This is a genomic window from Pseudomonas sp. RIT-562 (assembly GCF_026241895.1).
GTDB classification, from domain to species: domain Bacteria; phylum Pseudomonadota; class Gammaproteobacteria; order Pseudomonadales; family Pseudomonadaceae; genus Aquipseudomonas; species Aquipseudomonas mandelii_F.
In genome coordinates, this window is the sequence record NZ_JAPJIV010000011.1 from 51829 (window position 1) to 72659 (window position 20831).

The 20831-nt window shown below is 59.2% G+C and carries 18 protein-coding genes; 13 read left to right on the top strand and 5 right to left on the bottom strand.

Annotation, left to right across the window (positions count from 1 at the left end):
* The first annotated feature begins 22 nt into the window (after positions 1 to 22).
* Positions 23 to 2791: a DNA polymerase I gene (gene polA / locus ORL50_RS15255; RefSeq protein ID WP_266016278.1), complete on the top strand. Its 2769-nt coding sequence runs from the start codon at positions 23 to 25 to the stop codon at positions 2789 to 2791.
* Between the two features lie 322 nt (positions 2792 to 3113).
* On the opposite strand, the gene yihA is transcribed toward polA, so the two are convergent.
* On the bottom strand, positions 3114 to 3758 hold the full coding sequence (gene yihA / locus ORL50_RS15260; RefSeq protein WP_266016279.1) for a ribosome biogenesis GTP-binding protein YihA/YsxC: 645 nt from the start codon (positions 3756 to 3758) through the stop codon (positions 3114 to 3116).
* A 191-nt stretch (positions 3759 to 3949) separates the two neighbouring features.
* Here yihA and ORL50_RS15265 point away from each other — a divergent pair, with 191 nt between their 5' ends.
* The 7 genes from ORL50_RS15265 (at position 3950) to ORL50_RS15295 (ending at position 11088) form a co-directional block, all read left to right on the top strand.
* On the top strand, positions 3950 to 4240 hold the full coding sequence (locus tag ORL50_RS15265) for a c-type cytochrome (protein WP_034149449.1): 291 nt from the start codon (positions 3950 to 3952) through the stop codon (positions 4238 to 4240).
* 46 nt (positions 4241 to 4286) lie between these two features.
* Complete coding sequence (locus ORL50_RS15270) at positions 4287 to 4898, top strand: c-type cytochrome (RefSeq protein WP_266016280.1); 612 nt, start codon at positions 4287 to 4289, stop codon at positions 4896 to 4898.
* A gap of 199 nt (positions 4899 to 5097) precedes the next feature.
* On the top strand, positions 5098 to 5739 hold the full coding sequence (locus ORL50_RS15275; RefSeq protein ID WP_266016281.1) for a thiol:disulfide interchange protein DsbA/DsbL: 642 nt from the start codon (positions 5098 to 5100) through the stop codon (positions 5737 to 5739).
* A 14-nt stretch (positions 5740 to 5753) separates the two neighbouring features.
* Positions 5754 to 6617 (top strand): endonuclease/exonuclease/phosphatase family protein, encoded by an 864-nt coding sequence (locus ORL50_RS15280; protein ID WP_266016282.1) that lies wholly within the window; start codon positions 5754 to 5756, stop codon positions 6615 to 6617.
* A gap of 12 nt (positions 6618 to 6629) precedes the next feature.
* Complete coding sequence (locus ORL50_RS15285; RefSeq protein ID WP_266016283.1) at positions 6630 to 8516, top strand: diguanylate cyclase; 1887 nt, start codon at positions 6630 to 6632, stop codon at positions 8514 to 8516.
* A gap of 102 nt (positions 8517 to 8618) precedes the next feature.
* A complete protein-coding gene (locus ORL50_RS15290; protein ID WP_266016284.1) occupies positions 8619 to 9398 on the top strand; it encodes an N-acetylmuramoyl-L-alanine amidase in 780 nt (259 codons plus the stop codon).
* 76 nt (positions 9399 to 9474) lie between these two features.
* Positions 9475 to 11088 (top strand): EAL domain-containing protein, encoded by a 1614-nt coding sequence (locus tag ORL50_RS15295; RefSeq protein WP_266016285.1) that lies wholly within the window; start codon positions 9475 to 9477, stop codon positions 11086 to 11088.
* A 7-nt stretch (positions 11089 to 11095) separates the two neighbouring features.
* Here the strand turns inward: ORL50_RS15295 and ORL50_RS15300 are convergent, their stop codons facing one another.
* Positions 11096 to 12886, bottom strand: a complete 1791-nt coding sequence (locus ORL50_RS15300; protein ID WP_266016286.1) for a KinB sensor domain-containing domain — start codon at positions 12884 to 12886, stop codon at positions 11096 to 11098.
* A gap of 10 nt (positions 12887 to 12896) precedes the next feature.
* Positions 12897 to 14243, bottom strand: a complete 1347-nt coding sequence (algB, locus tag ORL50_RS15305; RefSeq protein WP_266016287.1) for a sigma-54-dependent response regulator transcription factor AlgB — start codon at positions 14241 to 14243, stop codon at positions 12897 to 12899.
* 433 nt (positions 14244 to 14676) lie between these two features.
* Here algB and ORL50_RS15310 point away from each other — a divergent pair, with 433 nt between their 5' ends.
* The 5 genes from ORL50_RS15310 (at position 14677) to ORL50_RS15330 (ending at position 19156) form a co-directional block, all read left to right on the top strand.
* On the top strand, positions 14677 to 14964 hold the full coding sequence (locus ORL50_RS15310; protein ID WP_266016288.1) for a hypothetical protein: 288 nt from the start codon (positions 14677 to 14679) through the stop codon (positions 14962 to 14964).
* Positions 14965 to 15045: 81 nt separating this feature from the next.
* The gene (locus tag ORL50_RS15315) at positions 15046 to 15210 is read left to right on the top strand and encodes a DUF1328 domain-containing protein (protein WP_003177151.1); all 165 of its coding nucleotides are present in this window, start codon (positions 15046 to 15048) and stop codon (positions 15208 to 15210) included.
* 2 nt (positions 15211 to 15212) lie between these two features.
* Positions 15213 to 15677, top strand: a complete 465-nt coding sequence (locus ORL50_RS15320) for an inhibitor of vertebrate lysozyme family protein (RefSeq protein ID WP_266016289.1) — start codon at positions 15213 to 15215, stop codon at positions 15675 to 15677.
* 711 nt (positions 15678 to 16388) lie between these two features.
* Positions 16389 to 17720: a glutamate/aspartate:proton symporter GltP gene (gene gltP, locus ORL50_RS15325; RefSeq protein ID WP_266016290.1), complete on the top strand. Its 1332-nt coding sequence runs from the start codon at positions 16389 to 16391 to the stop codon at positions 17718 to 17720.
* Between the two features lie 206 nt (positions 17721 to 17926).
* Entirely contained in the window at positions 17927 to 19156 is a 1230-nt protein-coding gene (locus ORL50_RS15330; RefSeq protein WP_122840888.1) for a nucleoside recognition domain-containing protein, read from the top strand.
* Between the two features lie 115 nt (positions 19157 to 19271).
* Here the strand turns inward: ORL50_RS15330 and ORL50_RS15335 are convergent, their stop codons facing one another.
* Together ORL50_RS15335 and ORL50_RS15340 are read right to left on the bottom strand one after the other, a co-directional pair.
* Positions 19272 to 19895, bottom strand: a complete 624-nt coding sequence (locus tag ORL50_RS15335) for an ABC-type transport auxiliary lipoprotein family protein (protein ID WP_266016291.1) — start codon at positions 19893 to 19895, stop codon at positions 19272 to 19274.
* Positions 19892 to 20830, bottom strand: coding sequence for an MlaD family protein (locus tag ORL50_RS15340; protein ID WP_266016292.1), 939 nt, complete (start codon positions 20828 to 20830; stop codon positions 19892 to 19894). The genes ORL50_RS15335 and ORL50_RS15340 overlap by 4 nt, the downstream gene beginning before the upstream one ends.
* Position 20831 lies beyond the last annotated feature (1 nt).

Here is a 20831-nt window from a genome sequence, read left to right on the forward strand (position 1 = left end):
GCCGAAAAGGTTGATCCTGCTCATGAGCCAAGCCCCCCTCGTCCTGGTGGACGGTTCTTCTTATCTGTACCGCGCCTTTCACGCGCTGCCACCGCTGACTACCTCCAAAGGCCTGCCCACCGGTGCGGTCAAGGGCGTGTTGAACATGCTCAAGAGTCTGCGCAAGCAGTATCCGGGCAGCCCGTTCGCCGTGGTGTTCGACGCCAAAGGCGGGACATTCCGCGATGAGATGTTCGCCGAATACAAGGCCAACCGCCCGAGTATGCCCGACGACATGCGCGTGCAGATCGAACCTCTGCACCAGAGCGTCAAGGCGCTTGGCTTCCCATTGCTGTGCGTGGACGGTGTCGAGGCCGATGATGTGATCGGCACCCTGGCCCGCAGCAGTGCAGCAGCCGACCGCCCGGTGGTGATCTCTACCGGCGACAAGGACATGGCGCAGCTGGTCGACGGCCACATTACCCTGGTCAACACCATGACCGGTAGCGCGCTGGACGTAGAGGGCGTGAAGGAGAAATTCGGCGTCGCTCCCGAGCAGATAATCGATTACCTGGCGCTAATGGGCGACTCTTCCGACAACATTCCGGGTGTTCCGGGCATTGGCCCGAAAACCGCTTCCGGGCTGTTGGTCGGCGTCAACGGCGGTCTGACCGAACTGTATGCGCAGCTCGACATCGTTCCGACCTTGCCGATTCGCGGGGCCAAGACCCTGCCGGCCAAGCTCGAAGAGCACAAGGAGATGGCGTTCCTCTCCTACCGCCTGGCCACGATCAAGATCGACGTGCCTCTGGACATCGAACTCGACGACCTGCAAATGGGCCAGCCGGATCACGACAAACTCGCTGAGCTGTACACCCTGCTGGAGTTCAAGAGCTGGTTCGAAGACAACCAGCGTGAGGCCAAGCGCTCCGGCCAGGAGATTGTCGAGGTAGAACAGGAAGTGCCGGGCGCTATTGAAGCCCAGTACGAGACGATCCTTGACCAACAACGCTTTGATGTCTGGCTGGACAAACTCGACAAGGCGCCACTGATCGCCTTCGTTACCGAAACCAACGGCGGCGATGCCCAGCACTCGCAACTGGTAGGCCTGTCGTTTTCCGTGGCCGCGAACGAAGCAGCCTACATTCCGCTGACCCATTCCTACATGGGTGTGCCAGAACAGCTGGATCGCGACAGCGTTTTGCTGGCGTTGAAACCGCTGCTGGAAAACCCGAACAAGCTCAAGGTCGGCCAGCACGCCAAGTTCGAGACCAACATTCTGGCCAACTGCGCTATCGGTGGCGATCAGAGCAACGGGATCATGGTCCAGGGCATTGCCTATGACACCATGCTGGAGTCCTATGTACTCGACTCGACGGCCACCCGCCATGACATGGACAGCCTGGCGCTGAAGTACCTGGGCCAGAGCAAGACCGACATCCAGCAGATTGCCGGCAAAGGCGTTAAACAGCTTACGTTTGACCAGATCTCCCTCGAACTCGCAGGGCCGTTTGCTGCAGAGGACGCAGACGTGGTCTTCCGCCTGCACCTGGCCCTGCAGGAAAAACTCGCAGCGACGCCGAGCCTGGGCAAGGTCCTGGATGAAATCGAAATGCCGCTGATGCCGGTGCTGGCGCGCATCGAGCGCCAGGGCGCGTTGGTCGATGCCAATCTGCTGGGCATCCAGAGCGTCGAGCTGGGCGATAAACTCGTGGCCCTGGAGCGTGAGGCGTTTGCCATCGCCGGTGAAGAGTTCAACCTGGGCTCACCCAAACAATTGGGGGTGATTCTTTACGAAAAACTCGGCCTGCCAGTCCTCAGCAAAACCGCCAAGGGCCAGGCTTCCACCGCCGAAGCGGTGCTGGCTGAGCTTGCCGAACAGGACTACCCGCTGCCCAAGGTGCTGATGCAGTACCGCTCGCTGAGCAAACTGAAAAGCACCTACACCGACCGGCTGCCAGAGCAGATCAACTCACGCACCGGCCGCATCCACACGTCTTACCAGCAGGCCGTCGCCGCCACCGGACGCCTGTCGTCGATCGACCCGAACCTGCAGAATATCCCGATCCGCACCGCTGAAGGCCGGCGTATTCGCCAAGCGTTCGTTGCCCCTAAAGGCTACAAGCTGCTGGCGGCGGACTACTCGCAAATCGAACTGCGAATCATGGCGCATCTGGCCAAGGATGAGGGTTTGCTGCACGCCTTCCGCAACGACCTGGATGTGCACAGAGCGACTGCCGCCGAAGTGTTCGGGGTCGAGTTGCCTGAAGTGACCACCGACCAACGCCGCAGCGCCAAGGCGATCAACTTCGGCCTGATCTACGGAATGAGCGCGTTTGGCCTGGCCAAACAGATCGGGGTCGATCGCAAGCAGTCCCAGGCCTACATCGATCGGTATTTTGCCCGCTATCCCGGGGTACTTGAGTACATGGAGCGCACCCGCGCCCAGGCCGCCGAGCAAGGTTTCGTCGAGACTATTTTCGGCCGCCGCCTGTACCTGCCGGACATCAATGCGAAAAACCCGGCCTTGCGCAAAGGTGCCGAGCGCACGGCGATCAACGCGCCGATGCAAGGCACGGCGGCGGACATCATCAAGAAAGCCATGGTCGCGGTGGACTCCTGGCTGACCGCGTCCGGACTGGACGCCAAAGTCATCCTGCAAGTGCACGATGAATTGGTGCTGGAAGTGCGCGAGGACCTGGTAGATCAGGTTCGCGAGGAAATTCGCTCGCACATGAGCAATGCAGCGAAACTGGACGTGCCGCTGCTGGTCGAAGTTGGAGTGGGCAATAATTGGGATGAGGCGCACTAAGCGCTTCAACCTGGACCTGTAGGAGCCGGATTGCCGGCGATCCAGGCGACCCGACTCACCGGTCAGACGCCGCGGCATTTAGCCGCAGCGGGCCGGGTTAGACCGCATCGTTCTTGGGGTTATTCCAAACGCATTGGAAAAAAATCTGAACTAATCTGCCAAATCACCACTCAGAGTTACTGAATGGCTGGTGAAGCCCTTCGATGCTCCTATGTTGTGTTAAGTGTTGGCAGATATCTGGACCCCGCCCTAGCGGTCCGGAACTTGAACCCCGGAACTTCCCCCTCCCCATAAGAAGTCCGGGGTTTTTTTTGCCTGCATTTTATTGCGCGGCAGGCTCCGCGCCCTTGTCTGCCAGTTCCATCCAGCCCGCCAGTACAGTGTAGGCGTCTTCCAGGCCCATGCGCTTTGGCGCCGAGAACAGCTGGATGGAGATCGCATCACCCCAGCCCTTGCGGATGTCCGACTGCACTTTGAGCAGCACGTTTTTCGCCGCGCCGTAGGTCAGTTTGTCTGCCTTGGTCAGCAGAATGTGCATCGGCATGCCGCTGGCGACAGCCCAGTCGAGCATCAACAGATCGAAATCGGTCATTGGATGACGGATATCCATCATCAGGATCAGACCTTTCAAACTCTCGCGACCGCCCAGATAAGCTTCCAGGTGACGCTGCCAGTGCAGCTTCAACGGGATGGGTACTTTTGCGTAACCGTAACCCGGCAGGTCGACCAGACGGCGATCATCGTCTAGCTTGAAGAAGTTCAAGAGTTGCGTGCGACCCGGAGTTTTCGAGGTCCGCGCCAGGCTGGCATGCGTCAGGGTGTTCAACGCGCTGGATTTACCGGCGTTGGAACGGCCGGCAAACGCCACTTCAAAGCCTTCGTCGTCGGGACATTGATCGACTTTGGCAGCGCTGAGCATGAAGGTGGACTGTTGGCACAGGCCGAGGATGGGGTTCTTGAGTTGCATGGGATTTCCGATGTGGGCGGCGCCGGGAATGGACGCGGCGAGCAGTGTCGTTTCCGTTTCAGTGACGCCAGTATATAATGCCGCAGATTTTGTGTGCGCTTTGTCCCAGCGTAGGATGAAGTACACGAGAGCGATAGACCTTGATTGCGCATTAGAACGCAGCACGCTCTCAACCCTGAAAAGGTCGTTTTATGACGAAATGGCTGCTAGCTGCCGGTGTCTTGATGCCGCTTTACAGCGCTCAGGCTACACAGGATCCGGAAGCTGTGTACAACCGTGTTTGTGGTGCCTGTCATTCCGGCCAACTACCCATGGCGCCCAGAAAGGGCGATCAGGAAGCTTGGACGCCGAGGTTGGCGAAAGGTATGGAGACGCTGGTGCAACACGTGACCCAGGGTTTCAAGGCGATGCCGCCGCGTGGTTTGTGCATGGACTGCAGTGCCGAGGATTACCAAGCCATCATCCACTGGATGAGCGAGTGATCCCGGCCCATAACTCTTTAACCCTTAGCCGTAGTTGGATTAGCTGATGAACAAATTGATCGTGAGTCTGCTGTTGACCGTGGGGATCTCCGGCATTGCCCATGCTGCAGGTGATGCGACTGCTGGTCAGGCGAAAGCCGCAGTATGTGGCGCCTGTCATGGCCCGGATGGCAACAGCATGGCGCCTAACTTTCCGAAACTGGCAGGCCAGGGCGAACGTTATCTGAACAAGCAGTTGCACGACATCAAGTCCGGCAAGCGTGTCGTACTGGAAATGACCGGCCTGCTGACCAACCTGAGTGATCAGGACCTGGCTGATATCTCCGCCTACTTCGCCAGCCAGAAAGGCAGCGTTGGCGCCGCCGACCCGAAAGTCGTGTCTCGCGGTGAAGCCTTGTTCCGTGGTGGGGACCTGGCCAAGGGCCTGCCAGCCTGCACCGGCTGCCACGCACCCAACGGCGCGGGCAACGCAGCCGCCGGCTTCCCGCACCTGGGTGGCCAGCACGCTCAATACATCGCCAAGCAACTGACTGACTTCCGCAAGGAAGAAGGCGGACGCAGCAATGACGGCGACACCAAGACCATGCAGACCATTGCCAAGCGCCTGAGCGACGAAGATATCGCCGCGGTGTCCAGCTACATTCAGGGCCTGCACTAAGTCGACCGATAGAGCGTCAAGCGGGACGGACATCGCCTGCAATGTTAACGCTCTATTAATCCGTCGCAGCGAGTATAAAAAGGGTGGCTCTGGCCGCCCTTTTTTGTGGCCGCTGCCGTTACACTACAGAACTCAAGCCCGCCAGGACCTGTCTTAATACAGGTCGCGCGAGGCGACCAAAATTGTCCAGGAGTAAAGCATGCGTAATCTGATCATCAGCGCCGCCTTCGCCGCTGCCAGCCTGTTCGGCATGACTGCCCAGGCAGCCGAAGCACCTGCCGCACCCTACGTCGAACTGACCAGCGCTGTTCCGGTGGCTGTACCTGGCAAGATCGAAGTGGTGGAGCTGTTCTGGTATGGCTGCCCGCATTGCTACTCGTTCGAGCCGGTGATCAATCCATGGGTTGAGAAGCTGCCTTCCGACGTGAATTTCGTGCGCATCCCGGCCATGTTCGGCGGCCCATGGGATGCCCACGGCCAGATGTTCCTGACCCTGGAAGCCATGGGTGTAGAGCACAAAGTTCATGCGGCCGTTTTCGAAGCCATCCAGAAACAACACAAAAAACTGCTCACGCCTGAAGAAATGGCAGAATCCCTCGCCACCCAAGGCGTCGACAAGGACAAGTTCCTGGCCACTTTCAACTCCTTCGCCATCAAGGGCAGAGTCGTCCAGGCTAAAGAGCTGGCCAAGAAGTATGAAATCACCGGCGTTCCAACCATGATCGTCAATGGCAAGTACCGCTTTGACATCGGTTCTGCTGGCGGCGCCGAGCAAGCCCTGCAACTGGCCGATAAACTGGTCGATCAAGAGCGAGCGGCTAACAAGGCTGCTGCCAACTAAGCGCGGGGCCTGCCATGCGCCGCTGGGGAACTGAAAGGGTTGTTGGCCTGCATGATCCGCGGGTCAACGAACATCATCTGGAATCGACCGGCTTGCCCGCTGACAGCCGTCTGCGGCTACTCAGTTTTAATATCCAGGTGGGCATCAGTACCGAGCGCTATCGGCATTACCTGACCCGGGGCTGGCAACATCTGCTGCCCCATACCGGTCGCGCCACCAATCTGCAGAAGATCGGTGACCTGCTGGGCGACTTCGATCTGGTCGCCCTGCAGGAAGCCGATGGTGGCAGCATCCGCTCGGGCTACGTCAACCAGGTCGAACACCTGGCGCAGCTCGGGGCCTTCCCCTACTGGTACCAACAACTCAATCGTAATCTCGGGCGCCTCGGCCAGCACAGTAATGGTGTGCTCAGCCGCCTGCGCCCCTGGGCGATTGAAGATCATCCGCTGCCGGGGCCCAAGGGTCGCGGAGCTATCCTGGTGCGTTTCGGCGAAGGTCCGGAAGCCCTCGTCGTAGTAATGATGCACCTGGCGCTCGGGGCACGTGTGCGCAGCCTGCAATTGGCCTACATCCGCGAACTGATCGGCGGTTACAAGCACCAGGTGTTGATGGGCGACATGAACACCCACGCCAGTGACTTGCTGCAGAACTCGCCGCTGCGTGATCTCGGCCTGCTGGCACCACAGCTGGAAGCAACCTTCCCCAGCTGGCGTCCACAACGCTGCCTGGACCACATTCTGCTGAGCCCGACCCTGACCCTCGAAAAGGTCGAGGTGCTGGCGCAACCCATTTCCGATCACCTGCCGGTCGCGGTAGAAATTCGTCTGCCGGGTTCGCTCACGGCAGATGCATTCCCCGCGTTGAGTCCTGCCCTCTAGCGGATCCCCTGAATGAGCGACGAAGCACAGCGCTGGAAAGAGAAATACCTGCAAAGCATCGAACATCAGGAAAAACTCGAACGTCGCTGGGACGCCAGGCTCGACCTGCTGCGCCGTGGGCTGGTACGCAGCACGCTGGCTGCCGAGGGCACCGATCGCACTGTCGACGAATGCATGAAGGAAATGCGCGATGTGGTGCGAACCGATGATATGGACGCAGGCCTGGCCGCGCTGTTGCCGCGCCTGGAAAAAGCAGTACTTGATTCCGAGCAGCGTCGTGAAACCCGGGTCAACCAGACCAGCGCCGCGCTGACGGCCCTGGTCGCCCAGTTGCAGACGCTGCCACTGCCGAAAGAAGTGAGCCGCCCGCTCAAGCAATTTGCCAAGCAACTGGATGCCCGGGTTGGCCAGGCACGCGAGATGCCGCTGTTGCTCAGTGAATTGAGCGGGCTGCAGGGCAAAGCGCTGAGCCGCCTGGAGAACCCCGAAGAACCGGGCCGACCAGGCTTGCTGCAGCGCCTGTTTGGCAACCGTGAAGCCGATGAAACTGCGCCCACTGCGGTGCCGGTTGCGCAACCTCCCGCACCGGAGGTGCAGGCACCTGCTTGCGCGCAAATCCCTGAACCACCTGCTGCCACAGAGCAGCAAGCCCCGGCGGCTGTTGCACCAGCGGAATTACCAGAAGAACCCAGGCAACCTGAGCAGCCCATCGAAGCTACCCCGCAAGCCAGTGCCGAACCGCCCGCCGTCGAAGAACTGCCGACTGCTCCCGTTACACTCGAGGCCCCCGTCGCCGAGGCGGAACACCCCGAGCAGGACATCCTCTACGCGCTTCCAGACTCCCCGGAGCCCACCTACAGCTCGGTCGCCAGGCATATCGAAGACACGCTACTGGGCCTGCTTGACGACCTGACACTGCCCGAGCGCCATCGCCCGCAAGCTGAAGCCATGCGCCTGCGCCTGCAAAATGGCCTGAACTGGTACGAGCTGATCCCGATCCTGGATGACCTGGCCACCTTGATGCTGGCAATCACCGGTAGCGGCCAGCATGAATTCGAAACCTATCTACAGCAGCTCAACGAGCGCCTGGAGGCATTCCAGAGCAACTTGCGGGCTGCCAGCGATGGCCATGCCGACAATCGATCTGCCGCGCGCGAGATGGACTCGCAAATCCGTGAACAGGTCGATGGCCTGCAGAGCAGCATGCAGGACGCCGCGGACCTGGGTGGTCTCAAGCATGCCCTGGAAAACCATCTGGAAGGCTTGCTGGGTACCCTGGACCATTTCCAGAAGCAGCGCGACGAGCGTGAACAGGAGGTGGCGGCTCGCCTGCAAGGCTTGGCCGACCGGGTGGCTCATATGGAGCACGAAGCTCTGGGCTTTCGCGAACACCTTGAAGAACAGCGCCAGAAGGCCCTGATCGACCCGCTGACTGGCCTGCCCAACCGCGCCGCGTGGAACGAGCGCCTGGATCATGAAGTCAGCCAATGGCAGCAACAGGGCGACAGCCTGTTACTGGCCATGCTAGACCTCGACCACTTCAAACGGATCAATGACAACTACGGCCACCTGGCTGGCGACAAAGTCTTGAAAATCATTGCAACCGTGCTGCGCAAGCGCTTGCGCAGCGCGGACTTCATTGCCCGGTTTGGTGGCGAGGAATTTGTCCTGCTGATGCCCGCGACCTCACCGGCGACGGGTGCGAGCCTTCTGGAAAAATTGCGCGCAGCCATTGAAGCCTGCCCTTTTCACTTCAAGGGCGAACCGGTGACAGTGACACTTTCCGTGGGTCTCAGCGCCTTCAGACCAGGCGAACACAGTGACTCCGTGCTGAAAAGAGCCGATCAGGCGCTCTATCGGGCGAAACACGCAGGACGAAATCGCATCGAATTGGGCTGAGGGCAATTGTTCCATTTTGTTTAAATTGCCGCTTTGGCCCTCGACCCTCTCGGCATTACGTTACACTGTTGCATTATCATCTTACGTGTACTGCCACCCGCCATGAAATTTTTCGCCCTCATCGTGTCGCTCATTGTGTTGGCAGGTTGCGCCAGTGGTCCGCGCATCGACACCAGTCATCCATCAGCCAACCACGATAGCCGTATCCAGTTCGTGGTCGTGCACTACACCTCGGCATCGCTGGAACGCTCCCTGCAACTGCTGACCCACGGCGAAGTGAGCAGTCATTACCTGATCGGCGACGACAACAAGGCGACCATCTTCAAGTTGATGGATGAGAGCCTGCGCGCCTGGCACGCCGGCGAGAGCGAATGGCAAACCCGCACCTGGCTGAACTCCAGCTCCATCGGCATTGAAATCGTCAATCCGGGCTTCAAGGACACTCCGACCGGCCGCCTCTGGTACCCCTACAGCGACGCGCAAATCGAGTCCCTGGTGTTCCTGCTCAAGGACATCAGCAAACGCTACGGCATCAGCCCCCACAACATCATCGGCCACAGTGACATTGCCCCGGGACGCAAACTGGATCCCGGCCCGCTGTTTCCGTGGAAGCGCCTGGCGGAACAAGGCTTGGGCGTATGGCCAAACGAGCAAGCCGTCGCGCGCCAGCAAGCGCAGTTCAATGTGCAGCTGCCGAGCATCAGCTGGTTCCAGGGGCAACTCGCGCGCGCGGGTTACGCCACGCCACAGACCGGTGAACTCGACGTGTCGACTCGTCACGTGCTATCGGCTTTCCAGATGCATTTCCGGCCCACCCGTTTCGACGGGACGCCGGATGCGCAAACTGCGGCGCTGTTACAAGTCTTGAATCAGACAAAATAATGACGCCCGCCCGACGGTCGGGCGTTTACTTCAACCAGCAGCTATAACTCATTGGTAATTCTTAGGATGTTACCGGATGACTGCTGCTCGAGAGACACTACGTAGCTGGTTCTATCGCCCATGGTTTCTGGCGATGCTGGCGGCTGTCTTCAGTGCCTCGTTGTTGCTCACAGGCAGTTTGTTCGTTGCGGTCCACCATATTGATAAAAGCGAAAGCGCAGAAATGAATGCCCAGGGCGAGCGCTTCCTTGCGCGCCTGGAGCAGCTGTTCGGGCAATTGCGAGAAAGCCTCGACGACCTTGAAGCCCAGCCCTTGCGCACCTGTGACGATGAAATGATCGCCACCTTGCAGCAGGTCACTTTCAACTATCGCTTCGTGTATGAAGCCGCCTACATGGACTCCTCGCGGATCTGCTCCAACCGCCCTCGCCAGGAAGGCCTGTCAATGAGCCGCCCACCTGATATCAAGGGCCCCACCTACAGTTATTGGCTGAACACCACCACCGAACCGGACGAGAACCGCGCGGCGCTGATGTTGGGGCGCGGCAATTTTCGGGTGGCGACATCGCGTGGCCATCTGACCGATATGGTCGACCTGTCGCCAGGCAGCAGCCTGCTCGTTGTCCTCGACCATGGCAAACGGGCGATTCCGGTCCTTGGGGCGGAGCAGGCATGGCCGCCACTGGAAGTCTGGTCGCCTAAAAGCCGCGATGCGTTGCAGATCACTCAGACTCACCTGATCTACCGCATGCCCACCAACAATCCGGCCTATCAATTGGTGCTGATATCGCCGCGCACCGGCATTCACGTGCCGCCGGTATGGTGGTGGCTGGTGCCGGCCAGCCTGGTGCTGGGTGGGTTTGTCGGATTCCTGGTGTTCCTGCTGGTGCGTCAGCGCCAGTCAATGGACGCCGAGCTCAGCGGTGCCATCCGTCGGGGCGAGCTGCAGGTCTTGTATCAACCCATCTTCGACCTCGACAGCCGCAACTGTGTCGGCGCCGAAGCGTTGCTGCGATGGCGTCGACCGGATGGCACGCTGACCAGCCCGGATCTGTTCATCCCCATGGCCGAGAATACCGGCCAGATCCGCCAGATGACCGACTTTGTCCTCCAGCGACTGCTGGAGCAACTGGGGCAACTGCTGCGAGCCAACCCCCAGCTTTACATCTCAGTCAATCTCGCCGCGTGCGATGTCATGGTGCCGCGAGTCGGCCAGGTGATGGCCCGCTTGCTGACCCTGCATCGGGTTGCAGCGAAACAAATTGCGTTTGAGGTGACCGAGCGCGGATTGATCGATGTGGTCGTCGCCCGGGAGAACCTGCAAGCGTTGCGCGACGTCGGGCATCAGGTACTGATTGACGATTTCGGCACTGGCTATTGCAGCCTCGCCTACCTGCAAACGCTGCCGGTGGACTGCCTGAAGATCGACAAGGCGTTTATCGATGCCCTGGGACATGACGCTGCCAGCAGCGGTGTGGCACCGCACATCATTCACATGGCGCAGGCCCTGCAACTGAAGGTAATCGCTGAAGGCATCGAGCATGAAGCCCAGGCCGCGTTCCTCAGCAGCGAAGGCGTGAAGTTCGGCCAGGGTTGGCTGTTCGCTCATGCATTGAGCGCGGTGCAATTCATCGAACTGATCACTCGCGGGCGCAGGCTGGCAGGCCGACGCCTGGACGACGAAGCCTGAGACCGCCTCAGACTGCCAGGGCCATGTAGAACTGCGTGCCCTGCCCCGGTCGCGAGTAAACCCCCATTCGCCCACCATGCAGTTGCACGATTTCCTTGCACAGCGCCAGGCCCAGGCCCGCACCGCCTTTCTTGCGACCCACCTGCACGAAAGGTTCGAAAATCCGCCCTTGCTGGCCGTAGGCAATTCCCTCGCCATTGTCCTCGACGCTGATGATCACCCGCTCCCCATGGCGTCTGGCCTGCAGGCGAATCTGCCCGCCCGGGGAGGTATGGCGCAGCGCGTTGTCGATGAGGTTGTCCAGGACGCGGTCCAGCTGCGCCTGGTCGGCTTGCAGCCGGGGCAGCGGGTCCTGCACTTCCACCACCAGATCGATGTCGCTGGCCAGTGCGGCCCCGGAGAAACGAACCCGGGCTTGTTCCAGCAATTCTTCGATAGAGCATGGCGCCAACGTGAGTTTCTGCAGGCCGTTCTGGTAACGGGAGAAATTCAGCAGGTCGTTGATCAACTGCATCAGTCGCTGCATTTCTTCGTTTACGGTATCCAGCAGATCGGCTTCGCGAGAATCCTCGGGGAACTTGGCTCTTTCCCTGAACAAGCCGAACGCCATGTGCATGCCAGTGACCGGTGTCCGCAACTCATGGGAGGCCCGCAGGACGAATTCGCTGCGCACCCGTTCAAAAGCGCGCTGTTCGGTTACGTCGTGCAACACCATCACCGCGCCGAGGATATGCCCCTGGGTATGGCTGACAGGCGTCAGGCTGTAGGTGAGCAACCTCGACTCGCCGTCGACTTCGATGCTCAGGTCTTCCGGGGCGCGCTCGAGGGTACCACCGCGCAATACCAGCTGCAGTTGCCCATCAAGCTCCGGACGCTCAAGGGCTGAACCCAAGCCCTGCCCCAGACGATCAGAGTCCCAACCCAGCTGCCGCTGAGCCACCGGGTTCAAATGCTCAAGGTGTCCTTCGCGGTCGATCATCAACAAGCCGTCGTCAATGCTGTCGAGCACCGCCTGCAGGCGCTGTTGGCCGGCAAGCAGTTCGTCAACGTTGGTCGCCTGATGCTCGCGCAGGGCTTCAGCCATGATGCCGAACCGCTTGGTCAGTAGATTCATCTCTGCGGCTGACGATATCGGCAGAGTGACTTCGAAATTACCCTGGCCAATGTTGTCGGCCGCCTGGGCCAGTGCCTCGATCGGGGCGCCGAAACGCCTGGCGATAGCATGGGCAGTGACAAATCCGATAATCAGCACCGCCAGGCCGACCAACCCGATCAATCCCGCCACCAATAGTGCACGGTCGCGCGCTGCGCGTTCGGTCTCGTAAATTGTATCCAGCGCACGCTTGTGTTCGGTCAGCAGACCATTGCGTAGCTTGTTGAATTTTTCCGTGAGCTGTTCGTTTCCGCTCAGCAAATGGGTCTGGCTACGTGTTTCAGCGTAAGCCTGCAAAAACTCCTGGTAGTCCGCCTTGGCCTGCTTGAACCCGTACTTGAACCCCTCGCCTACCTGTTCGTGGGCGATGCCTTCGTCGAGCAACTGGAAGTAGTGGTCGCGGGATTTATCGAAAGCCGCGCGGTCCGGATTTTCGCTCAGCATGACAATCAGCTGATCGCCCAGGGTCTGGCGCAGCTTCAGCCCCAGATCGAGGGCAGCGAAGTTGTTGCGGACCAGCGATTGCTGGGAGCTGGCCATCTGCATCACGCTGACCAGCCCCAGCAGCAGCCCGAGCAGCGCGACGGTGATCAGCGCCGAGATGCTCAGGAACAGTCGGGTGCGCAACTTCATCGCCAGTTTCATCGGGGATGGCTCACAAGTTGTACTGCTTGCGTTTGCGATACAGCGTCGAGGCATCGATACCCAAGGTCCTCGCCGCCTGGTCCAGGGTGTCGGCAGTGGCCAGGACCGCGCCGATGTGGGCCTTCTCCAGCTCGTCCAGACTCAGTGCAGCGCCAATGCGCGGCGCATTGTTGACGGGGGTTTCGGCCATGCCCAGGTGGCTGATCTCGACTCGCTCCTGAGGACAGATAATGCTCGCACGCTCCACAACGTTACGCAGTTCGCGAATGTTGCCCGGCCAGCGATAGCCTAGCAGTGCCTCGCGAGCCTCTTCGCTGAAACCCCGCGCCGGACGTGCATATTCCTTGACGAAACGCGCCAGGAAGCGGTCTGCGAGATTGAGAATGTCCTCGCGGCGCTCGCGCAGCGGCGGCAGATGCAACGTGATGACGTTCAACCGATAGAGCAGGTCTTCACGGAAGCGGCCGTCGCGCACCATGTCCTCAAGATTGAGGTTGGTTGCAGCCAGGATTCGCACATCAGCGCGCCGGGTCACTGGATCGCCGACTCGTTCGTATTCCTTGTCCTGAATGAAACGTAGCAACTTTGGCTGCAAAGTCAGGGGAAAATCGCCGATCTCGTCAAGAAACAGCGTCCCGCCATCCGCCTGATTGACTCGACCCAGGGTACTTTCGCTAGCGCCGGTAAACGCACCGCGGCTGTGGCCGAACAATTCGCTCTCCATCAACTCGGCAGTCAAGGACGGACAGTTAATAGTGACGCAGGATTTTTTCGACCGCTTGCTCCAGCCGTGAATGGCCTGGGACAGCTCGCCTTTACCGGTCCCGGACTCACCCAGAATAAGAATGTTGGCGTCGGTGCCTGCTACCTGGCGGGCGGTTTCCAGCACGACTTTCATGGCCGGGCTATGGGAATCCAGGCCATCCTTGGGCTTGCGCACTTCACCTTCCAGCGCTTCAAGACGTGCCGATAATTGCCGCACTTCCAATTGCTTGGCGGTAGCCAGGCGCAACTGATCCGGACTGCAGGGCTTGACCAGATAGTCGGCAGCACCGGCCTGAATAGCGTCTACGGCGGTATCAACCGCTGAGTGAGCAGTGACTATGACGACCCGCATCCATGGCGCCTGGATGCGCATCTGCGCGAGAACATCGAGGCCGTTGTCTTCGCCCAGGCGCAAATCAAGAAAGCACAGGTCGAAGACCTGGCGTTGCAGCAATGCGTCTGCCTGGGCGGCGCTGTTGGCAGTGGCGACGCTGTAGCCTTCGTCTTCGAGGCAATACCGGAAAGTTCGCAGGATGGCGGATTCGTCGTCCACCAGCAGAATGCGGCCTTGATGCTCAGTGGCTGACTCCATTTTCCTACGCTCCTTTAAGAATGATCTTAGGTTAGTCCCGGAAAAATCGGGCAAGTTGCATGGTCAATTCTGTGCCTTTTCATGCCTGGTCGGGTAGCTATCTACCGAATTGTCAGACAAAGGCTTGATTTGGCAGGTTTTTTTTCAAAATAACGGGCTTTGGGCAATTGCCCACGTCCATTTCTGACATCCGCGCCCTCCTCTCAATTCAAAAAGAATGAAAGTTCCTACGGCATTATCGTGCATTACGCACGACCGTAGAGAGCTCATCGTGCAGGATGCGTTCAATGTGATTTTCAACAATATTGTAAGTTGTTGTTTTTAAAGGACTTTTTCTTCTCAAAAAGCTGGCATGCAGGCTGCAATAGTCTGGGTAATCAGGGCAAAAGATCGCCCACAACAAGATCACCACCGAAGTGGGAGGAGTTTCCGGATGAATCGCCAACGTGCCGCCCAATTGCGCATCTCGCCCCTGCACATCCAGCAAGGTCTGTTCGCTGTACTTGCGCTGTTGATCACCTTGATCGGCGGTCAGCAATTTCAGCGCTGGGAGCAGAGCCAGCAGCAGGAAGCGCCGCAGTTGTCGTTCAAATATCCGACTCAAACCCACTTCAGTGCCGCCAACAGTCAAGCGGCGGAAAGCACATCCCTGCGGATGATGGACGTCGACCAGGCACAGCCTGCGGATGAGATGCCTCGTCAGGAACGCTGGGTCTTCTGAATTACCGACTTGGCGTGCTAGTTGCGCCGGGAAAAGCACCACAAAGCATCACCTCTAAATAGAAGCGTAAGGAGAATCACCATGTTGAGCTGGGCAATCACATTCTTGATCATTGCCATCATCGCCGCCGTACTGGGCTTCGGTGGTATCGCGGGCACCGCCACGGGTATCGCCAAGATTCTCTTTGTCGTGTTCCTGGTGATGTTCATTGCGTCGTTCTTCTTTGGCCGTCGCGGTCGAGGCTGAACATGAACGTCTCGTTGAAGACACTGGCAGCCGCCCTGTTACTGGGCGGTAGTGCCATGGCGATGGCGGCCAATGATGGCCAGACGCGAGTCAACGAGTTGTTGAACTCTGACCCGCAGTATCGCGAAACGTGGCAAGGCGTGGTGAAGAAGGAAGAACGCCTGCCGGAATGGGTGATGAACCTGTCCGGCGACGCCGAGCAAATGAATGCAGTAGAAGAAGATGGCGACAAATACCTTGTAGGACCGCTCTGCGAATCGCAGGCGACCTGTCTCAGCAAGCGTTTGATCGTTGCCGTCAGCTTCGACAAGGATGACGCCTACGGAATGCTGGTTGAAGTACCAGCGGGGCTGCCGGCAGATAAGTCGCCGACGCGACATGCGACCTACCGGTTCCTCGGCAAGCCTGATGAGGGCATGCAGACTTTGTTGATGGAACAACTGAAGAAAGATCCGAAGTGGTACTGAGTTTGAAATAGAAAGAGGCCGCAAGGCGTCTTTCCAATGCACTGCCCGATGAAGGCAGATGCATGACCAGGGGGTCGGGACGTTCTGCCTGTTTCAGGGGCGGAGTGACCTACGGGTACAGGGAGTACCTGCGCAAGGGCCGGGTCAGGAAAAAGCTGCGACGCAGGTTCTCGACATTCAATTTCGAAGAACCTGCGAAGAGCTTATGCAATCGAGGCATTCGGTTCGTACTTAATCCTCGCTTGCACCCTCCGCTCTACAATTCGAATCAATTACGCCGGAAAATACATTTCCCAGTGTTTCTTGGCGACCGTACATCGAGAAAAATAACCTGATTTTTCAACGGTATTTTCTTCTCAGACCTCCCTAATTTGCGCCAAAAAAACCTTCTTGTGCCTGATCAAAAAACGCTCAACATCCGCTGTGATGGCCGGTTCACGGCACTTATGCCTGCCGAAATGTCGTATTCGAACCGGTTGGGACGCCAGTTTCAATTAAAAAAGCTCATGCCGATTCGGCATAGGGTAGGCGTTTACGGCATTAGACGCCGCTTCCTTGCATCGGAATAGTTGCGCCTTTTTTCGCCTGCCAGAGAGCTATCAACAAGCGCTCCGGGGCACCTTATACGGAGGCCGATGCACAAGACTTTTTCGCCACGAGCGTTCCTGTTCCGCGCATCTGCCTGAGTCAAACGCAAGTAAGGGTAAAGATATGAAGAAGGCAAAGCTTAGCCTCGCCTGGCAGATCCTAATCGGTCTGGTATTGGGGATTGCAATCGGTGCGCTGCTCAACCATTTCGGCGCCGAAAAAGCCTGGTGGATCAGTAATGTTCTGCAACCGGCAGGCGATATCTTTATCCGTCTGATCAAGATGATTGTGATCCCGATCGTGATCTCTTCGCTGATCGTCGGCATTGCAGGCGTCGGTGACGCGAAAAAACTGGGTAGCATCGGCCTCAAGACCATCATCTACTTCGAGATCGTCACCACGATCGCTATCGTCGTGGGTCTGGTGCTGGCCAACGTGTTCCACCCGGGCACCGGTATCGACATGAGCACCCTGGGCACTGTGGATATCTCCAAGTACCAGGCAACAGCCGCGGAGGTGCAGCATGAACACGCGTTCATCGAGACCATCCTCAACCTGATCCCGTCGAACATCTTTGCGGCTATTGCCCGCGGCGAGATGCTGCCGATCATTTTCTTCTCGGTGTTGTTCGGCCTCGGTCTGTCGAGCTTGAAGCCTGAATTGCGCGACCCGCTGGTCACCATGTTCCAGGGCGTGTCGGAGAGCATGTTCAAAGTCACCCACATGATCATGAACTACGCCCCAATCGGCGTATTTGCCCTGATCGCGGTGACCGTCGCCAACTTCGGCTTCGCCTCCCTGTTGCCACTGGCCAAACTGGTGCTGCTGGTTTACTTCGCCATCGCCTTCTTCGCCTTCATGGTGCTGGGCCTGATTGCCCGCCTGTTCGGCTTTTCGGTCATCAAGCTGATGCGCATCTTCAAGGATGAGCTGGTACTGGCCTACTCCACCGCCAGCTCTGAAACCGTGCTGCCGCGGGTTATCGAGAAGATGGAAGCCTACGGCGCGCCGAAAGCCATTTGCAGCTTCGTGGTACCCACCGGCTACTCGTTCAATCTCGACGGTTCGACGCTGTATCAAAGCATCGCGGCAATCTTCATTGCCCAGCTGTACGGCATCGATCTATCCATCAGCCAGCAATTGCTGCTGGTGCTGACCCTGATGGTCACCTCCAAAGGCATCGCCGGTGTACCAGGCGTATCCTTCGTGGTGCTGCTGGCCACCTTGGGCAGCGTAGGTATTCCACTGGAAGGCCTGGCGTTCATCGCCGGCGTCGACCGCATCATGGACATGGCGCGCACCGCATTGAACGTGATCGGCAATGCGCTGGCGGTACTGGTTATCTCCCGCTGGGAAGGCATGTACGACGACGAGAAGGGCCAGCGCTACTGGAACTCCCTGCCGCACTGGCGCAGCAAGGAAAAACTGCCGGCTGGGGAAATTTCCAAAAGCTGACGCATAACCCCTTGTGGGAGCGGGCTTGCTCGCGAAGAGGCCGGTACATTCAACATCTCTGTTGGCCGACCCACCGCCTTCGCGAGCAAGCCCGCTCCCACATTGGGCCTCTGCTAGCAGTAACAGACAAACCCCGGAGAAATCCGGGGTTTGTCGTTTCTGGCTACCCCGTTATCATTCGCCGCATTCTTTGGGGGATTTGACTGATGCTAAATGGCCTGTGGCTTGGCTTCTTCATCGTGGCCGCCGTATCGGCGCTGGCGCAGTGGTTGATCGGCGGCAATGCCGGGATCTTTGCGGCGATGGTGGAAAGCATTTTCGCCATGGCCAAGTTGTCAGTCGAGGTCATGGTCCTGCTGTTCGGCACCCTCACCCTCTGGCTGGGCTTTCTGCGCATCGCCGAGAAAGCCGGCATCGTTGATTGGCTGGCGAAAGCATTGGGGCCACTGTTCCTGCGACTGATGCCGGAAGTCCCGGCCGGTCACCCGGCGATCGGCCTGATCACCCTCAACTTCGCCGCCAATGGCCTGGGCCTGGACAACGCTGCCACGCCAATCGGCTTGAAAGCCATGAAGGCGCTGCAGGAACTCAATCCCAGCCCGACCATTGCCAGCAACGCGCAAATTCTCTTCCTGGTGCTGAATGCCTCTTCGTTGACGCTACTGCCGGTGACGATCTTCATGTACCGGGCGCAGCAAGGCGCACCCGATCCAACCCTGGTATTCCTGCCAATCCTGCTGGCCACCAGCTGTTCGACCCTGGTCGGGCTGCTGTCCGTGGCGTTCATGCAACGCCTGCGCCTGTGGGACCCGGTAGTGCTTGCCTACATGATCCCCGGTGCCCTGGCACTCGGTGGCTTCATGGCGCTGCTGGCGACGCTGTCAGCCACCGCCCTGGCCGGCCTGTCTTCGATTCTCGGCAACTTGACGCTGTTTGGCCTGATCATGCTGTTCCTGGTGATCGGCGCGCTGCGCAAAGTAAAGGTTTACGAAGCGTTCGTCGAAGGCGCAAAAGAAGGCTTCGATGTAGCGAAAAATCTGCTGCCGTATCTGGTGGCAATGCTCTGCGCGGTCGGGGTGTTGCGCGCATCCGGGGCGCTGGATTTTGGCCTGGATGGCATTCGCCATTTGGTCGAGTGGGCCGGTTGGGATACGCGCTTTGTCGATGCCTTGCCGACGGCGATGGTCAAGCCGTTTTCCGGCAGCGCAGCGCGGGCCATGCTGATCGAAACCATGAAAACATCGGGGGTCGACAGCTTCCCGGCGTTGGTGGCGGCGACGATCCAGGGCAGTACCGAGACCACGTTCTATGTGTTGGCGGTGTACTTCGGCGCGGTGGGGATTCAGCGAGCGCGGCATGCTGTTGGCTGCGCATTATTGGCGGAGTTCGCCGGAGTAGTCGGCGCAATCGCCGTTTGCTACTGGTTCTTCGGCTAATAGCGCAGTCACTGCCATAACGTAATTCTGTAGGAGCCGGCTTGCCGGCGATGGCGATCTTGAAGTCGTCATCGCTGGCAAGCCAGGCTCCCACAAGGCCGCATTTCGCCAGCTACTAATGGGCAACGGGCGCGAGTTTCTGGCCTTGCGCCACCGCCCAATTCACCACCTGCGCCGTCAGCTGATCTGTCGCCTGGCCAAACCCGGCTACCACCGCCGGCACCTGCACGTCGGTCAATGGCTGACGTACTTCAAAGCGGCGACTGGCGAGGATTCGCTGGTCATAGCCACGCACAAGCAGCGCATCCAGCCGCACCACCACACTGGCGGTCGTACCTTGGTATTCGGTCTGAAACGCCTGCAAATTGCCGCCAAGCTCCAGGTCCGCCTGGAAATTGCTGTCGTCAGTACTCAGCAGCGGCACCCGGCCGTCACGCTGGAAGCCATCCAGTAGGCGATTGCGCAATAGCACCGGCGCCGGATCGCTCCAGCGCGAGGCTTTGTAACTGCTGATCAGGTCTCCCTGAGGGATAACGGCGATGTTCGGGCTGTTCAACGCCTGGCTGGCCTGAGGCTTGGCCAGGCGCAACGACCAACGCTGCATGGCGCCAGGACTGGCCGCGACGCCGACCTGAGCGGACGGCAACCGATAGACATCGAATGGTTCGGGCTTGGGTAGGATCGAGCAGGCACTGATCAGCGCAAAACTGGAGAGGAGCAGGGCGCGGGTCAGCTTCATGGGGTGAATTCCTTGTTCTTGTCGTTGCCCAGCAGATAACCGCTGGGGTTAGCTTCCAGGCGCTGGGATATGGCGCGCAAGGAGGTCAGCGTATCGCGCAGCTCACGAACGGCGGGGGCCAGTCCGTTGAGGCCCTGCATGCCATTGTTGAGTGAGTCCTGATTGCTCGAGAGCAATGTGTTGATGGTGGCGCTGCTCTGCTCCAGGGACTTCATGGCCTGCTCGGCGCTGCCGAACATCTGCTTGCCTTGATCGTTAAGCAAGCCGTTGGCGTTGCGCATCAGCGCAGAGGTCTGTTCGAGCATGGCGCCGGCCTGTTTGCCGACCGATGCCAGTTGCTGCATGGCCTGGCGAATATCGCCACGCTGGTCGGCGATGGTGCCAGTGGTCTGCTCCAGATGCTCCAGCGTCTTGCTGATGCGTTCGACGTTCTCCGTGGAGAACATCAGGTTGGCGTTGTGCATCAGGGTGTTCACGCCGGCCATCAAGTCATTGCTGTCGTTGAGCAAGCGGGCGATGGGCGAGGGCGACGCGACGATCACCGGCAATTTGCCGTCCTTGCCCTTCAACGTCGGGCTCTGTGGGGTGCCGCCGCTCAGTTGGATGATCGAAGTGCCGGTGATCCCGGTCAGCGCCAGCTTGGCCTGGGTGTCTTCCTTGATCGGCGTATCACCGCCCAGGCGAATTCGCGCCAGCACCCGCCGCGGGTCGTTCGGGTCCAGGCGCAGGGTTACCACGTCGCCAACCTTGATCCCGCTGTACTGCACGGCGCTACCCTTGGATAGGCCACTGACCGCCTCGTTGAAGACTATTTCGTAGTCCTTGAACTCGGTGTCAACGCTGGACTTGGCCAGCCAGAGTCCGAAGAGCAGGGCGGCTGCCACCACAATTACCGTGAACAGGCCGATCAATACGTGATGGGCTCGGGTTTCCATG

Coding starts and splice junctions, on each gene's coding strand:
- ORL50_RS15270 (WP_266016280.1), top strand. CDS start 4,287: ATGAACAAATTGATCGTGAGTCTGCTGTTGACCGTGGGGATCTCCGGC.
- ORL50_RS15265 (WP_034149449.1), top strand. CDS start 3,950: ATGACGAAATGGCTGCTAGCTGCCGGTGTCTTGATGCCGCTTTACAGC.
- yihA (WP_266016279.1), bottom strand. CDS start 3,758: ATGCAACTCAAGAACCCCATCCTCGGCCTGTGCCAACAGTCCACCTTC.
- polA (WP_266016278.1), top strand. CDS start 23: ATGAGCCAAGCCCCCCTCGTCCTGGTGGACGGTTCTTCTTATCTGTAC.
- ORL50_RS15275 (WP_266016281.1), top strand. CDS start 5,098: ATGCGTAATCTGATCATCAGCGCCGCCTTCGCCGCTGCCAGCCTGTTC.
- ORL50_RS15280 (WP_266016282.1), top strand. CDS start 5,754: ATGCGCCGCTGGGGAACTGAAAGGGTTGTTGGCCTGCATGATCCGCGG.
- ORL50_RS15340 (WP_266016292.1), bottom strand. CDS start 20,830: ATGGAAACCCGAGCCCATCACGTATTGATCGGCCTGTTCACGGTAATT.
- gltP (WP_266016290.1), top strand. CDS start 16,389: ATGAAGAAGGCAAAGCTTAGCCTCGCCTGGCAGATCCTAATCGGTCTG.
- ORL50_RS15330 (WP_122840888.1), top strand. CDS start 17,927: ATGCTAAATGGCCTGTGGCTTGGCTTCTTCATCGTGGCCGCCGTATCG.
- algB (WP_266016287.1), bottom strand. CDS start 14,243: ATGGAGTCAGCCACTGAGCATCAAGGCCGCATTCTGCTGGTGGACGAC.
- ORL50_RS15295 (WP_266016285.1), top strand. CDS start 9,475: ATGACTGCTGCTCGAGAGACACTACGTAGCTGGTTCTATCGCCCATGG.
- ORL50_RS15300 (WP_266016286.1), bottom strand. CDS start 12,886: ATGAAACTGGCGATGAAGTTGCGCACCCGACTGTTCCTGAGCATCTCG.
- ORL50_RS15310 (WP_266016288.1), top strand. CDS start 14,677: ATGAATCGCCAACGTGCCGCCCAATTGCGCATCTCGCCCCTGCACATC.
- ORL50_RS15285 (WP_266016283.1), top strand. CDS start 6,630: ATGAGCGACGAAGCACAGCGCTGGAAAGAGAAATACCTGCAAAGCATC.
- ORL50_RS15290 (WP_266016284.1), top strand. CDS start 8,619: ATGAAATTTTTCGCCCTCATCGTGTCGCTCATTGTGTTGGCAGGTTGC.
- ORL50_RS15335 (WP_266016291.1), bottom strand. CDS start 19,895: ATGAAGCTGACCCGCGCCCTGCTCCTCTCCAGTTTTGCGCTGATCAGT.
- ORL50_RS15320 (WP_266016289.1), top strand. CDS start 15,213: ATGAACGTCTCGTTGAAGACACTGGCAGCCGCCCTGTTACTGGGCGGT.
- ORL50_RS15315 (WP_003177151.1), top strand. CDS start 15,046: ATGTTGAGCTGGGCAATCACATTCTTGATCATTGCCATCATCGCCGCC.